This window comes from Pantoea ananatis PA13, from assembly GCF_000233595.1.
Taxonomy (GTDB): domain Bacteria; phylum Pseudomonadota; class Gammaproteobacteria; order Enterobacterales; family Enterobacteriaceae; genus Pantoea; species Pantoea ananatis.
Window position 1 is genome coordinate 4,224,585 of record NC_017554.1, and the last position, 16,125, is coordinate 4,240,709.

11 protein-coding genes and 1 pseudogene are annotated in these 16,125 nt (G+C 50.6%); 5 read left to right on the forward strand and 7 right to left on the reverse strand.

Going from position 1 to position 16,125, the window contains the following annotated elements; translation table 11 throughout:
- Positions 1 to 684: 684 nt before the first annotated feature.
- The 6 genes and pseudogenes from PAGR_RS24045 to feoA all read right to left on the reverse strand — a co-directional run.
- A pseudogene (locus PAGR_RS24045) lies at positions 685 to 833 on the reverse strand (transposase); the annotation flags it as partial.
- Positions 834 to 1,428: 595 nt separating this feature from the next.
- Positions 1,429 to 2,424, reverse strand: a complete 996-nt coding sequence (locus PAGR_RS19995) for a glycosyltransferase family 2 protein (protein ID WP_013024287.1) — start codon at positions 2,422 to 2,424, stop codon at positions 1,429 to 1,431.
- Positions 2,425 to 2,826: 402 nt separating this feature from the next.
- Positions 2,827 to 4,131 carry an oligosaccharide flippase family protein gene (locus tag PAGR_RS20000; RefSeq protein WP_014606871.1) on the reverse strand — a complete coding sequence of 435 codons (1,305 nt, stop codon included), beginning with the start codon at positions 4,129 to 4,131 and terminating at the stop codon, positions 2,827 to 2,829.
- Positions 4,128 to 5,126: a glycosyltransferase family 2 protein gene (locus PAGR_RS20005; RefSeq protein WP_013024285.1), complete on the reverse strand. Its 999-nt coding sequence runs from the start codon at positions 5,124 to 5,126 to the stop codon at positions 4,128 to 4,130. Before PAGR_RS20005 ends, PAGR_RS20000 begins: the two co-directional genes overlap by 4 nt.
- Positions 5,127 to 5,988: 862 nt before the next feature.
- Positions 5,989 to 8,310, reverse strand: a complete 2,322-nt coding sequence (feoB, locus tag PAGR_RS20010; RefSeq protein WP_013024284.1) for a Fe(2+) transporter permease subunit FeoB — start codon at positions 8,308 to 8,310, stop codon at positions 5,989 to 5,991.
- Positions 8,310 to 8,534, reverse strand: a complete 225-nt coding sequence (gene feoA, locus PAGR_RS20015; protein WP_013024283.1) for a ferrous iron transporter A — start codon at positions 8,532 to 8,534, stop codon at positions 8,310 to 8,312. Before feoA ends, feoB begins: the two co-directional genes overlap by 1 nt.
- Before the next feature lie 433 nt (positions 8,535 to 8,967).
- On the opposite strand from feoA, the gene cspE reads away from it, so the two are divergent.
- Both cspE and PAGR_RS20025 read left to right on the forward strand, forming a co-directional pair.
- Complete coding sequence (gene cspE / locus PAGR_RS20020) at positions 8,968 to 9,180, forward strand: transcription antiterminator/RNA stability regulator CspE (RefSeq protein WP_014606872.1); 213 nt, start codon at positions 8,968 to 8,970, stop codon at positions 9,178 to 9,180.
- Between the two features lie 562 nt (positions 9,181 to 9,742).
- Entirely contained in the window at positions 9,743 to 11,404 is a 1,662-nt protein-coding gene (locus tag PAGR_RS20025; protein WP_014606873.1) for a methyl-accepting chemotaxis protein, read from the forward strand.
- A gap of 101 nt (positions 11,405 to 11,505) precedes the next feature.
- Here PAGR_RS20025 and PAGR_RS20030 read toward each other — a convergent pair whose 3' ends face one another.
- Positions 11,506 to 12,663, reverse strand: coding sequence for an endo-1,4-beta-xylanase (locus tag PAGR_RS20030; RefSeq protein ID WP_237711073.1), 1,158 nt, complete (start codon positions 12,661 to 12,663; stop codon positions 11,506 to 11,508).
- Positions 12,664 to 13,051: 388 nt separating this feature from the next.
- Between PAGR_RS20030 and PAGR_RS20035 the strand changes: the two genes are divergently transcribed.
- The 3 genes from PAGR_RS20035 (at position 13,052) to PAGR_RS20045 (ending at position 16,086) form a co-directional block, all read left to right on the forward strand.
- Entirely contained in the window at positions 13,052 to 14,014 is a 963-nt protein-coding gene (locus PAGR_RS20035; RefSeq protein WP_013024275.1) for an aldo/keto reductase, read from the forward strand.
- 207 nt (positions 14,015 to 14,221) lie between these two features.
- On the forward strand, positions 14,222 to 15,562 hold the full coding sequence (locus PAGR_RS20040; protein WP_014595132.1) for a carbohydrate porin: 1,341 nt from the start codon (positions 14,222 to 14,224) through the stop codon (positions 15,560 to 15,562).
- Between the two features lie 212 nt (positions 15,563 to 15,774).
- Positions 15,775 to 16,086 carry a cupin domain-containing protein gene (locus PAGR_RS20045; RefSeq protein ID WP_014606875.1) on the forward strand — a complete coding sequence of 104 codons (312 nt, stop codon included), beginning with the start codon at positions 15,775 to 15,777 and terminating at the stop codon, positions 16,084 to 16,086.
- Positions 16,087 to 16,125: the final 39 nt, after the last annotated feature.

The window sequence follows — 16,125 nt, forward strand, 5'->3', positions numbered from 1 at the left end:
AACTTCGCACCTTCAGGTCTTTTCGGACAAACGCCAGAAGAATAACCTCTGGTTATTAGGCCATTTTCAACACGAAAACGCTGAAAGCAGGTGGCATATTGAGGAATAGAATGCCATATGGTTGAGTCGCTGCCATTTATTTGCCACCTGTACTGGTAAGCCAGTATGCTGCAACCCTTACTCAGGGTTCCGCTTTTTTTTGGTGGCCTCCATGACATAACAAGGTCATCTGCCGATTCCCCAACCTGTGATGCAGCGATATTCGAACTTGTCTGGTATCGTTGATTCATCATTAAATTACTCAGGGGCAATCCTGCACATCTATTTAGAGATTTTAGGGTTAACAACGCAGAAAGTCTTTTCATTTCCCTCTCCAGACAGAAGTGAAAGCTGTCAGGTGTGTCAGTGTAAAACTTTATTAAATGTTGCTAAATTGTAACCTTTCTATGCTTTTTTTACGGTTAATGCAAGCGCAAAACTTACAAAAAATTACATAGGCTGCTATTAATTCAAATTGGAATGATTGCCGATATCGTTACCCATTGTTTTTTTGATATTTTTTATTTAATAATATTTTAATGAATCGTTTGATACTTTTGCATCTCTTTCCAATTCGGCAAAACTCGTTTCATGCATTCGATTCAGAATTATTGATTTATATTCTGACTGTTCATTATTACAGAAAGAATCCGGACCTGACGTCTTTATCCCTGCGTGAAGCGGTGGGTGGGGATATCGAGGCGTAGTGCGAGACTGGAAACAGAATGGCCGCGATCAACGACCTGTTTCACTGCTTCGATTTTAAACGCTTCGGGATAACGCTTACCGCTCATGGACACCTCTCATTAAGTCATTTCAACTGACGCTGAGAGGGCGGTTAAACCCGTGGCGATTGACTGAAAATGGTTATCGATCCTTTAAAAGACATCAGGCCACACACTATCGCGGCTATTTTGGAATTCGTCTACAGTTCAGCTTACGACATCTGGAAAGAACGCGAGTCTGAAGCCACTTATTATGATGTTCTTGATGACGTTTTTTCTCTTATTGAAGAGGGGATAAATCACTCTTGTGTATCATAATCCATCAATCTCATGGGGTCGTTGCCCGATGCTGGCATTGATCAAAGCGATAAAACCCACCCAGCGTGCTCTTATTCCGCGTTTCAACTGGACGTGACGACCTGCCAGACGGGTTGTTATATCGCTCAAGGACACTGACTGAATTTGGGAAAATCACAGAGCGTTGGCTGACGGCATTCAACAGCCCGCGCTCTTATGCATGCCTTAACAAACTGACGCTGGAAAAACAGCGCCTGATGCTGACGATCCGGAAATCGCAAAACCAGGTAAAGTTAAAACAACAACATGCCCCGCCCTGCACCAGAAGGCTGGTAGTGAATAATGAAAACAGGCGACAGTTTGAATCTTAAAAAAAACGCAATCTGTAGAGCATATACAGCACCAGATAGGCCGCTCTGGCATTGACGTTCATGACATGATACTTCACTTTCTCGCTTCTGTTTAACAGCCCCAGGACATTCTCAGGATAACGCTTCTCTTTAATACGCTTGATGCTGTTACGCACCTCATTAATATTCAGCGTGGTGTAGTACATCGCGGTCACGATCTGCATATCCAGCGTCAGCTTACGTTTGGTTATTCCAGTAGAAAAGCGAGCCATATCGCCGTTTTTATACTTAACCAGCAGCCTTTGATATAAGTCGTTGAGGTAATGTTTACGATCCAGCAGCTCTTCATACAGTACGCGTTTCTTTGAAAGCGAGTTCTCTACATCATCATAGTGATAGGAGGCACTGTCGAAAACAAACAGGTTATCGATGTAGTAGAAATAGTTAAGATTAAACAGGAGATCTTCACTCATCGAAATGCCTTTAGTGAAGCGAATACTAAAATCATCGATAATTTTTTTTCTGTAACACTTGTTATGAAGATAACCAATATTATCGCTGAGCTCTATCTCGCCCAGGACGGCCGGAATCTCGGGTTGGGTAAAATAACCGTAAGTAGAAAGGTCGCCCACGCGATCGCACTTGAGGTTCCCTACCATCAGATCAACAGGTTGTGGAATGCCTGAGTAAAGGTGCTGACGAAATACAGCAAGGAAATCACTGTCAACCCAGTCGTCGGAATCGATAAAGATAACATAGTCACCCGATGCCGCTTCCAGTCCAGTATTGCGGGCGACGCTAACCCCGGCATTATCCTGAGTAATGACTTTAAAATTATTGTACTGTTTGAACTCCTCAAGGATCGCAGCGCAGTTATCTTTACTGCCATCATTGACCAGAATGATTTCATAATTTTTAAATGTCTGGAGAAGAAGGCTTTGCAGCGTACGCATCACCGTTTTCTCGGCATTATAAACCGGTATTATTATACTGAATAAATATTTATCATTCATTTTAAAACCTCGTAACCAGCATACGTCATGGCACTATCGGACAGAGGAAAACTGGCGCTGTTTAGTCGCCTTCATTCCTTATCTCCCTGGAGAAAATGAGCTTTTTAATTATTTATAAATCCACGATCACAGTATAAAAGCGCTAAATTAAACTGACTATAAACAGGTATAATTCCGGCAACGAAGATCAGTAATTAACCTTAATCAAATACTGTAGATAAAATAATGAATAAAATAATAAAGGCATACGTACGCCTCCCGCAGGTTTGCAGGATTATAAAAATAATATTTATCTGAAGCCTACAGATAATCGACGAGGAAATTAAATCTCAATGAATGTATTTCAATATGATGAAAGGTATTATTTCTCAAAAATAATAATACCTTTCATAAAAGCTTAACTTAACGGCCAGAAAACAGGGTACGGTTAATCAGGAACCATAATTTACCCGGCTGGATGAATATTTTATGAATATTCATCATCGGCTGACCACGGAAAAAATAATTAAGAACGGTGAAAGCCATAAACTCGGTAATGACAACGCTTATCGCCGCTCCGGTGATGCCAAACAGCGGCACCAACGTTACCGTCGTTGCCAGACACACGGCCAACACACAAAACGTTTTTTTGATCAGATAACGATAACCGTTGTACTTGATGATGAATCTGTCCATTACGCTGCTCAGCACACCGAACATGGCACCAACGCTTAGCAGCACCATGGGCGCAATTGCTTCGGTGTAGGCCGCCCCATAGAAATGCGCAATAAACCACGGGCCGACAAGGATGATGCCAAGGATCACACCAAGTGAGACGGCAATGACCAGCAACTGCAGTTTTTGGGCCCGCACCACGGCCACGTCAGGATCGCGTTCGGCAAACAGAGCCGGATAGAAAGAAGCCAGCAGCGCATTAGGCAAAAACACCCACGCCACTGACAACGTCATCGCGACCGAAAAAATACCCGCCTCTTTCAGGCCTAAAAACCATGAGACGCTGAGCTGATTCAGTCGGGTGTAAATGGTAATCGCGATAACCGACATCACCAGCGAACGCCCGGCCTGAAGGATATAGCGGCTGTAACGGCGAATATGGCTCAGCCTGGGAAGCGGCGGTCGTACCTGAGAATGCCTGTGATACCAGCCAAACACGCAAATTTTAATGACGAAAGGAATAAAAGTCGCCAGTACAATCGGAATCGCCAGCAACTCAGGTTCGAGCTGGTAGTACGAAATTCCATAGCGAATGCCCAGACTGATGAGCAGACCGGTCAGATTCGCCATGACATTCAGCCTGGCATTCAACACCGCTTCGTTATAGATGTTAATCAGGTCGATAGCAGAAAACAGGCAGGCCAGCGCGGCGGCGCAGATAAAGACAAAAGCCTGAGCACTCATCTCCTCACGCATCACGATGATGCCAATCACAGACAACACGCAGTAGATGGCAAAGACCAGCATGACGGCGGGCACCATAAGCCGGATGCCAGAGCGGTGGTTCTGCGCAATGCGTTTGAGCAGAATGACGTCGCAGCCCATCATGGCAACCGACTGGATAAACTGGAATATCAGCATCGAAATCGCGATGACGCCGAACGTCACAGGCCCCACGTATTTCGCCACAAAAGAGGTGACGAACATCAGCCCAAAGACGGCAACCAGCTTCTCAATAATCATCCACAGGGAGTTTTGTAGCTTCTGTTTCACGACCGTGCCCTCAGCACATTCTGTGCGAAGTGACGCAGCCCCGATACCAGCCGCGGAGACAGAAAGAAAAAGGTGAAGTACAGGCTCCATGCATCCGGAATGACACCGGCGGCGCAATAAGCACGGTAATTTTTACGGTAGAGATCGATATATTGCTTAACAAACGCAGCGTTGAACTCCCTACTGTGCAGTGCTTTGTAAATGTGCGAAGCGGTCACCTTCAGGAACAAAAAGTAGTAAAAGCGTTCATGGGGGCGCAGCAGCAGCATTTTAATTCCGGCAAACGCCCTGACATAGGTGAAGTGTTTTTCTTTAAGATCCGAACGCGTGGCAGAGTTTCTTGATTCGACATAGTGATAAACCACACGACGGCTAAACACGACCTGCCCGTGGCGCGCAGCAGACAAATAACTGATGACAAACAACAGATCTTCAAAGTTAAAGATATCTTCACGGAAGCGCAACTGCTGCTGCTGCACGATGTCTCGGCGAAAAAACTTGTCGCAAAGACCGTGCCTGGGCGTGTGATACAGCAGTTCACTTATCGCCTTATCCGCACTCATACAGCGCTGTGTGTCGTTTTCTGTTACCTCTGACAGAGGTTCCCCATCATGAGAAAACGTACGCGATTCGCCTACGGCCAAAATTGCATCGTCCTTCATGAGCATCAGCCAGGTATCAAGTACACGTGGGGGCAGGAAATCGTCAACATCAACGAAAGAAATAAAGGTACCCTTTGCGGCGTCCAGCCCACAGTTACGCGCTGAAGAAACCCCGCCATTAGGCTTATCGATGATCAACACACCAGGATAATTCTGGTATTCATTCAACAGTTCAAGTGAATTATCGCTGGATCCATCATTCACCAGAATCAGTTCACAGCGCTCAGCCTGTGGCTGCTTAAGAATACTCTTAACGCAGCGCGCAATAAATTCGGCGCCATTGTAAACGGGCACAATAAATGACACTAAAGGGCCCTGCTGATTATTAATCATATAACCTCTGGTGTGACAAATTTATTAAAATGAAATGCAGAGAGATGGCCAGTTAGTCCCAACTATATTTTATTTGAACAATTTTTGGCTACTCTAAATCAGTCGTATGTAGGCACATCGTCAATTTTTGTATCAAAATGTTTTAAAGAACTCCAGTGATAAAAAAAACCCAAAAAAACAAAACAATAACAGATAAATTAGGAGTATTCTGTAATTTATAAAGGACCTGGAATACCGTCTGAAATGCACAAAGAATGGTATATTCCACTTTACATAAATGCGGATCGTTTTCGCAATAAGCCGGCTCTACAAACCGCCCCACAATGCGAAATCAGGACTCTCTTAATCGTAGTCTTACTGGGAGGAAGTGGGGATTCTGTCTCAGGAATAAGAATATCCTTATAATAGCCATCAAAATGCTAAAGGCGGCATAACTAAAAAACCAGCAAAGTCCACAACTAAATAAATATATAAAGCAGAAGACGCCATCGTGTTTAATTAACGTTTAACTTCATGCATCGATGTATTGAAGATATATCGCCACGCTAAATATTCACGTGGCTGATATATCGAATACTCTTTTTTGCTTAAACAACCTGTTTTTTTAAACATCACATTTTGGCCGGTAGCCGTCATGCTCACACGGGCCTATGAGCACGCACTATGTATTGTACCTAAATCGAAACAGGCTGAGGGCCAATCAACTGCCGCGTGATTAAGGCTGTTGTCAGCGGGCACAGTGGTTTTCAGGATCGGGGCAACTGACAACGCCCTGGCGTCGGACCATCAGTACCATTGCGCCCATCACGCCAACAGCAACAGAGGCGAGTTCCGGGCGCTGATTCGTCGCACGGCAAACGCCCTAACCTGTATGCTGATGTTTGGCGCATCCCTGGCAGCCCCCACAACCCACTGAGGTTGCCGCGCTGGAAAAAGGCGTCACCTTCACGCGCGTGCTGAATCGCCGCAGCAGAACAAACACCACAGCGTTGACCATTACGACACCGATCAGGCAAAGCGCACTCACGCCAGGGTGGCTGCGGAAGCTGACGCTCTGATAAAACAGCGTGGCGACGGAATAGGCGACGTTTAAACCCCAAAAGAATGAAAACAGCATCCAGTTTCTTCCAGCCTCGCGGGCAATCGCCCCCATAACCGAGACGCAGGGCACGTAAAGCAGCACAAAAATTAAGTAGCTGTAAGCGGCAAAGCCGTTGCCAAACTTCGCACTCATCACGCCCATCTGCCTGGCATTTATTTCACTGTCTCCTTTGCTGGCCTCGATAGGATTTGCCAGCGCGCTCAGGCGAAACGCCGCTTGCAGACTGTTGCCGGTTTCTGTGAGTGCGTCGCCCAGCTCACCTAACAGATCAAAGTGCTGCGGATCAAAGGCACCGCTTTGCACATCTTCTCCGACATAGAGGCTGTTCAGCGTTCCAACCACCACTTCCTTTGCCATAATGCCGGTGACCAGGCCCACAGTGGCCTGCCAGTTATCCGGAGTGATCCCGATTGGCCGCAGTGCCGGCGTGACGACTTTGCTGGCTGAGGCCAGGGCGGACTGGTTGATATTGTCCACCGTCGATCCGTTAAACGAAAAGCTGCTGAGCAGACCGATAACCATGCTCACTAAAATGATGACCCGTCCGGCACGGATGATAAACATTTTCAGGCGCTGCCAGGTCTGGATCAGCAGGCTCTTGAGATGGGGACGGTGATAGACGGGCAGCTCCATCACAAACGGAGACGCTTCTCCACGCAGCAGCGTATGTTTCAGGATCAACCCGGTGATAATCGCCACAGCAATGCCCAGCACGTAAAGGGAAAAGACCAGGCTGGCGCTGTAAGCCCCAAAAAACGTGGCGGCAAATACAGCAAAAATGGCCAGACGAGCGCCGCAGGACATGAAGGGCGCAATCAGCACCGTAAGTAAGCGCTCACGGGGTGTGTCGAGCGTGCGGGCGCCCATAACGGATGGCACATTGCAGCCAAAGCCGACGATTAAGGGAACAAAGGATTTACCGGGCAGGCCCAGCGACTGCATCAGGCGATCGATAACAAATGCCGCACGCGCCATGTAACCGGAATCTTCCAGAAAAGAGAGAAACAGATACATTAGGCCAATCTGCGGCAGAATCGGTAGCACGGTATTGATTCCGGCACCGATTCCCTGTGCCAGAAACACCGTCACCCAGTCGGGAAAGTGAAAGTGAAAACCCAGCCATTGCGTGCCATGAATAAACAGCGCCACCGAACCGCTATCGAATAGTGGCTGGAGGGCGGCACCAATATTGATCGACAGAACAAACATCAGGTACATCACACCCAGAAAAACTGGAATACCTGCCCACCGGTTGAGCACGATGCTGTCCAGTCCTTCAGTCAGCGTGCCCGGCGCCGACTGCTGAATATTACTGACGGCGGCACAGAGCGTCGCAATGGCCTGATAACGGCTGTCGGCGATCACCATCGCCGGATCGCCGCCAGCCGCCTCAACAATCTCGGGCAAATGCGCTACGGCCGCAGGACAAACCTCACGACTGTGAACATCGCCTTCCAGTAGCTGTAACGCCAGCCAGCGCTGTTTTTGCGCGCTGATATCGCCGGGCATCATAGCGCGGAGCCGGGAAATCGCTGCTTCGATCCCGGACGGGTACACCACCGGCGGCGGCGCGATCTCTTTTTGCCAGCTATCAATGGCGTCTTTCAGCTTAGCGATGCCGTCAGCACGGGTAGAAGTCAGGGTGACAACCGGACAGCCCAGACGGGCTGAGAGTGCAGCGATATCAATGCGAATGTTATGGCTGGCCGCAATGTCCTGCATAGTCAGCGCCACAATGCAGGGAACCCCCAGTTCCAGTAACTGAAACGTCAGGAAAAGATGGCTCTCCAGGTTTGAACTGTCGATCACGTTCACAATCAGGTCGGCGTGATCGTCAAACAGGTATCGGCAGGCGATGCTTTCATCAACAGAGCCGTCCGCCGAACAGGTGGTGAGCGAGCGGGTGCCTGGCAAATCCACCAGTCGCACATCCGTTGTGGCGGTAAAAAACTGCCCTTCTTTACGTTCGACAGTGACGCCAGCCCAGTTGCCTACGCGCTGACGTGCGCCAGTAAGCTGGTTAAACAGCGTGGTTTTGCCGGTATTTGGGTTGCCAATCAGGCCTAGAGTCAATGTTTTCATCAGCGTATTTCTTCCAGCATGACGGACGCCAGGTCCTGCTGCCTGACCGCAAGGCTCACGCGACGCGTGCGGACCTGCACGGGATCGCCCAGCGGTGCGATCCGAACGACCTCAATCAGCGTGCCGGGTAACATGCCCATAGTTAATAATTTTTGCCGCCAGGCGGGATGAATAGAATGTTGGTATCCCCTGATGCGATAGGTTGTACCTGGTGTAATTTGCATGGCCTTATCCGTTCCGGTAACAGCAGAAAGGGATTATACAAATGATAACTATTCTTGTTTATTGATCTGGATGGGCAGAACCCCAGGAAAGCAGAAATGAATGTGGTGGAGGCGATCGGGATAAGCGGGCCTGTTCAACAACGGGCCGTGGCGAGCGCAAGGCCGTGCGCTGGCCGGGTTTGTTACATGGCCGCCTGCCTGTCTGACTTAAATAAAATTAAACCTTGCTTAATACGTTCAACCTCTATAGTGTAGCGACATCGGTTTGGAACACAGACCTTATGAAAGCAGTTTTAGTAAAGCAGTCCTCAGTTCAAGCGTCATTCCCAGATGCCCTTCTTCATGAGCCTCCTCCTAAGTGCCCAATAAGTAAAATCTGCAAAACAGGCCATCTTCGTCACCTTGCGTGGCTCAAAATGAAAAGGACACATCTATGTCAACTAAAATGACTGGTTTAGTAAAATGGTTTAACGCTGATAAAGGCTTCGGCTTTATTTCTCCTCAGGACGGCAGCAAAGATGTATTCGTACATTTCTCTGCTATTCAGAGCAGCGATTTCAAAACATTAGATGAAGGCCAGAAAGTGGAGTTCTCAATCGAGAACGGCCCTAAAGGTCCTTCAGCTGGCAATGTTGTTGCTCTGTAACAGCTGATGCCCTCACGACCGCTTACGATAGCGATGATGGCAACAGCCTGAGCAGTTAAGTCGTTGTGAAAAGAACCCGCCTTGTGCGGGTTTTTTTATGCCTGTCATAAACTGCATTCGCCCTTGCTGCAGCCTTCCAGAATATTGTTCGCCCTCCATTGCGCCAGCACGCCTGACATCCGCTAACCTCTGCATCGCTTGCACGAATAACGCCAGTGGGAGAAAAGCGCCGGGCATCAGGTTTTCATTATTATTTCAAAGCGTTATTATATTCACGTGAAAATACAGGCATCGGGTGTGCAAAATAACGACGCATGGGCGCAAACCGTGGACCTTTTTATTATTGTCAGATCACAATAATGTATCTGATGGTACATTTTAGCCGCGCTGCCTTTTATCATTGAGACGATGTTCCCCAAGGGCTCGCTAACATTTTCTCTCTTCAGAAAAGCCGCTTTTATTTCTTAGTTATTGTCATAGATCACATTATTTAGCGCGTCACTATTAAGCTAATCATTTTAATACCGATAAACCTGTATCACCTTTTATCGGGATTACTGCAATGCTTAAAAACCTTAAAATCACGACGGGTATTGTTGCCGTGTTATTTCTGTTTAGTGCGCTATTGACCATTACGGGCTTTCTTTTTTATTCCTCTGTCAGTCAGGCCGGGCGAAATTTCTCTCATACTGAACAACTTACGCTACAGCAACAGCAGTTGAGCGACAGTGTACAAACGCTGATTAAAACCCGCGTGACGATCAGCCGCGTGGCGATTCGCTTCCTTAAAAACCAGAAAGATCCGGCGTCACTGGCGTCTATTGCCAAACTGCTGGAGGTGGCAAAACAATCCGCCGATAAAGCTGATGAGTATTTCCAGGCTTATAAGACCGCACCCGCATTACCGGGTCAGCATGCTGAGGTGACAAAAAATGTCGAGGCGGCTTACAACAAGATGCACGAAACAATGCTCGCCTCAGTAGACTTCCTGAAAAATAATAACTATCAGGGTTACGGGAATCTTGATGCGCAGGAAGCTCAGGATAATCTGGATAAGGCTTATCAGACATGGCGCAGTACGAACTACCAGTTAATGAAGCAGATCGCCGCTGAAAACGATAGCAACTACAGCAATATGCTGTGGACGTTGCTGATTATCGCGATCATTGCCCTTGTCACCGTTGCCACTGTTTGGGCCGGTCTGAGAACCCTGCTGCTGAAACCGCTGAGCATGGCGACGGATTACATGCGTGCTATCTCTGCCGGTGATCTGACTCAGGAGATCGCCAGTGAGAGTCAAAATGAAACCGGCAGACTGCTTCGCCAACTCGAAGAGATGCGCAGTGCGCTGGTTGTCACCATCCGCTCTGTGGATGATGCCACGCAGTCAATTTTTACCGGCGCGGCAGAAGTTTCTGCCGGCAGTACCGATCTCTCCTCGCGCACCGAACAACAGGCCGCAGCCCTTGAGGAAACCGCAGCCAGCATGGAGCAGCTCACCTCAACGGTAAAACTGAACGCGGAAAATGCTCAGCAGGCAACCACCATGGCGAAAGATGCCTCCGTGATGGCCTCGCAGGGTGGGCAAATCGTCGCGAAGGTGATCGCCAACATTGAACAGATAAGTGAAAGCTCAAAACAGATCGCCAGCATTATTGGCATTATTGACAGCATCGCCTTCCAGACCAATATCCTGGCGCTTAACGCCGCAGTGGAAGCCGCGCGTGCGGGCGAGCAGGGACGTGGTTTTGCTGTGGTGGCCGGTGAAGTGCGGTCTCTGGCCGGTCGCAGCGCCAGCGCGGCCCAGGAAATCCGCACGTTGATTGACCAGTCCACCCAACGCGTAAACAGTGGTTCGACGCACGCCTCAGAAGCAGGCGATGTGATGGGCAGCATTGTGAATTCCGTTAACAGCGTGACGCAGTTGATGGCAGAGATTGCCTCCGCCTCGGCCGAGCAGACGCGCGGCATTGAGCAGGTGAGTAAAGCGGTATCTGAAATGGATGGCGTCACGCAGCAAAACGCCGCGCTGGTTGAAGAGTCGGCCAGTGCCGCTGCATCGCTGGAGGATCAGGCAACGCAGTTACGCCAGTCGGTAGCGGTGTTTAACACAGGCAGAACCCCGGCCGCAGGTCAGAATGTGCTGCGTAAACCATCGCTGAAGAAGCCATTAGCGGAGAGCACTAGCGCTGGCCTGTCAGCGGAAAACTGGCAGTCCTTCTGATCGCTTAACCGCAGAGCAAGGTTCCGCTCTGCGGTTAAGCCTCTCATCAGATGATGGAGATGACGCCGCTGCGTTATCGCCAGTGGATAGCCGCACGCGCGTCATCTGAGATCCGGTGATGAGCGGAGCGCGTGCAGCGCCGCCCAACTGGCCTCTTTAATGCTGCCGTCTTTACCAAACAGCAGCGGCCCGGTCGCCAGCGCGTCCCCCGCCTTCGGTGTCGCAGCCGTGCGGTGCGGCGTATCCCAAACGCCCCACGTTAAAATGGCGGCAACGCCCGCCTCCAGAACCAGTGAAAGATAGCGTTTATACAGCGCGGCAACCGCCATCGGCCGGCTCTCCATCGGCACGCTGCTGTCATCCACGTCCAGTTCGGTGATGTACACCTTCAGGCCAAGCGATTTCACGTCGCGAATAAATGCCGCCAGCCCCGGCCCAAAGGCGGGATGAGGCCCGGCTTTGAGATGAGACTGGATGCCGAGCGCGCCAATCGGAATATGTCTGGACTGCAAGTCGCGCAGCATCGCCAGTACCGCCGCCCGTTTCCTTTGCCCACTCACATCGTCACTTTCCAGCCCGTAATCGTTGTAACAGATGACCGCATGGGGATCGGCCTGGTGCAGCGCCTCGCAGGCAATATCCATATAACGCGTACCAAGCCGCTGATACCAGAAACTGTTGCGCCATCCACCAGGTTGTCCGTCGGCGAGATTGATGATTTCGTTTGCCACGTCCCAACTGTGAATCTGCCCGCGGTAGCGGCCCGCAACGGTCGCTATATGCTGCCTCAAAACTTTCTCCAGCTCAGCCTTATCAGCAATAGCCTGTACCCAGTCCGGCAGGGCGCGGTGCCAGCAAAACGTATGCCCGCGAAGCCTTATCCCCTGCTCGCGGGCAAAGGCGGCGATCGCATCGGGCCCGGCGAAATCGTAGCGATCGCGCGCGGGATGGACGGCCATCCATTTCAGCGCATTTTCCGGCACGATAATGCTCGCCTGACTCGCCACAAACTGCCGATAGTGCGCATCGGATTGCAGACTGTCGGGCCCGACGGCAAAGCCAAACAGCCGATGACTTTGCGCCGCAACGGTTTTAAGGGCGGGAAAAGGTGGGATGGATGCCAGAACCGGCAACGGCAGCGCGCCCGCCAGCATCAGCGCCGCGCTGCTTTTCAGAAACCGGCGTCGGCATGGCGAGGTTGAGGTTGAGGTTGAGGTTGAGGTTGAGCTAAAGACGGTATCGGTAAGACGTAGCGCCACGATGCCTCCGGATTCCAGTGGGCAATATTCCGGCCACGTTGGCCCGGCCCCTGCTTTTTTATAGCGCCAAACGACCTCGCCGTCTGCCGCGATTCTTTGCATTCTGGTTAAGATGGGTTTCAGACTGTAAAAAATGCAAGGTCAGGTTCCGTGCCGGGAAAAGATGGCCTTATCAGCTGGCATCGCCGGCGCCTGATGGCGGGCAAAACAGATGAAAATACGTTCCCTTTCATCTGCCCTATACGGGCTAAATTCATCTCACCCTTCTCATCCGTCTCGGCACATTGCATTCGCCTGGCGCACGGGTTGATAAGCCGAATTAAATAACGAGGATTTTCCTTTGCTAAGCTGAAAGATATACCTTATTCGTTTAACCAAGGAGAATGCTATGACGCAGCTTAAAACCCGCCAGCTCGGCAACAGTGGTATCAACGTGCCGCTTCTGACTTTTGGCGGCAATGTGTTTGGCTGGACGGTAGACGAGAAAACCTCGTTTTCCCTACTTGATGCGCTGGTTGAAAAAGGTCTGTTCTTTATTGATACCGCAGACGTCTATTCCCGCTGGGCACCAGGCAATCAGGGTGGCGAGTCAGAAACCATCATCGGCAAATGGCTGAAGAAAAGCGGCAAACGCGACAAGATCGTGCTGGCGACAAAAGTCGGTATAGAGATGTCGCCAGAGAAAAAAGGGCTGAAACCCGCCTATATTCGCCAGGCCGTGGAGGATTCCCTGCGCCGCCTGCAAACGGATGTTATCGACCTCTATCAGGCACATCGTGACGACGAATCCACGCCGCTGGCCGATACGCTGGGCACTTTCGACGCACTGGTGAAAGAAGGAAAAGTGCGGGCGCTGGGTGCATCCAATTACAGCGCGCAGCGGTTGCAGGCGGCGCTGGATATCAGCAAGCAGCAGGGGCTGGCGCGCTATGAAACCCTGCAGCCGGAATACAACCTTTACGACCGTGAAGGTTATGAAAGTGAACTGGAGCAGGTCGCACGCGACAACCACCTTGGCGTGATCAATTACTATGCGCTGGCCAGCGGCTTTCTGAGCGGTAAATACAAGAAACCTCAGGATGCCGCGAAAAGTCAGCGCGGCCAGGGCATTGTGGATAAATACCTGAACGAACGCGGCTTGCGGATTGTTGAGGCGCTCGAAGATGTCGCCGCCTCGCATGATGCTTCGGCTACTCAGGTTGCACTGGCCTGGCTGATTGCCCGTCCGGGTATTACGGCACCGATCGTCAGCGCCACCTCCCTGCAACAGCTTGATGAACTGGTAAAGGCAACGGAACTGGCCTTAAGTAAGCAGGAGATTGAAGAACTCTCCCGCGCCAGCAAAGCCTGAGGCGAAAGGGATGCTCCGGCATCCCTTTTTTTACGCTGCCTCGCAATAAATGCCTTTTCTGTTAAAAACATATTCGTTCAGAGAGAGCTGTCACACTTGCGTTAATTACTTATTATCTTGACGTTATATACGCACGGATTTGCAAAAATTGACATTTAGTCAGCATTATTCTCTGCCCTGTCAATTACTGTCATTCACACAAGAATAATGATTATGAATATGCAAAAAGCAGTGCAGTTTATGCCTCGCCTGGCCGCGGGCACCCTGATGTTTACGATGCTAAGCGCCTCCGCGCTGGCCGCCGATGCCTTCAGCTACGATTCACCTTATCTGTTTGGTGACTGGAACGGTTCGCGAACACAGCTGGAACAAGACGGCATTAAATTAGACGTTAATTACACCATGGAAAGCGCCGCTAATCTGGGCGGCGGCGCCGATACCCATACCTCAATGCGTTACAGCGATCAGTGGGCTTTCGGGGCCAATTTTGACCTGCAAAAACTCCTCGACTGGCAGGATACTCAGTTCCAGGTGACCATCACCGATCGTAATGGTCGCAACATCTCCGATCAGGTTGCCGACCGTCGCACCGGGATGCTCTCTTCGACACAGGAAGTCTACGGCCGCGGCCAGACCTGGCGACTGACGCAGTTCTGGTTAAGCAAAGGCCTTTTCGATAACACAGTGAATGTTAAAGCCGGCCGCGTTACCGTCGGAGAAGACTTCGATAATTTCGACAGCAAGTTTCAGAACCTGGCATTCGGCAGCGGTCAGGCCGGTAACTGGCGCGGCGATCGCTGGTTTAACTGGCCGGTATCCCAGTGGGGCGGACGGGTGAAGGTTAACTTTACCCCTGAGGTCTTTTTCCAGGTTGGTTTCTATAATCAGAACCGCGCGAACTACGACCGGGGCGACGGCTTCCGTCTTGATACCAGCAATTCTGAAGGCAATCTGGTGCCGGTCGAACTGGGCTGGAAACCGACTTTCGGACCGGAGAAGCTGCCGGGTAATTATCGCATCGGCTACTACTACTCGTCGGCAAATGGCGATAACTACGGCAGCTGGCGTGATGGCGCCTATCAGAGCAAAGACCATGCCTACGGCGGCTATGTGCTGTTACAGCAGCAGCTTACGGCACAAGGCGGTGATGCCAGCCGTGGCCTGGGCGTCAGCCTTCAGGCGGTCATGAACGATCATAAAACCTCTAAAACAGATAACTACCAGTCCATCAGCTTCACCTGGAAAGGGCCGTTTGATGCCCGTCCGCAGGATGAGATTGGTGTGGGGGCCGCGCGTATTCACGTTAACAGCGCCTATACCCGCTCGCTGCGTGAGCAGAACGATGCCAGCGGCCAGACTGACTTTACGAGTCCAACCTACCTGCCCATCCAGGAGGGGTCGGAATACAATTATGAGATTTACTACAACGCCCAGTTGACCAGGTGGCTGCAGTTGCGTCCTAACCTGCAATACGTTGTTGCGCCGGGCGCCGTCAGTGAGGTGAAAGATGCCTTTGTGGGTGGAATCAGCGCTAACGTGAACTTCTGATTCCGCCTTCATGCCAGCCGGGCAGGTGACCGCATCCGGCTGGCTGGTTTTATCGTGCACGTGGCAGCGCCCCGGCGTGCCGCGCTGGCTCACCTGGCCCCGTGCGAGTGACCTCCCCTTCCTCTGCCAGCAATATGCGCAATATTTTGCAAATCATGCCTCATGTGATGCGATATAACCGTATCACACGCGTTCAGACTGTCAGGAAAAAAATGAAAACCTACGTCAGCAAAGCTTTCTCAGCCGAAAAGGCCTGGGGCGCCCTCGACATTGCTAATTTTGAAGGCACAACCGTGCGCCTTCACTGGACAGACAGGCCTTACAAATGGCATATCAATGATGGCCAGGAAGTGTTTGCCGTTATGGATGGTTGCGTTGACATGCATTACAAGGAAGCGGGAGAAACGAAGACAATTCGTCTCGAAACGGGCGATATTTTCTATGCCAGTATCGGTACCGAGCATGTCGCCCATCCCCAGGGTGAAGCGCGAGTGCTGGTGATCGAAAAAGAAGGTTCAGTCTAATTCTGCTGGATTGCCCTTCTGCCCTTCTGCCCGTCGGGC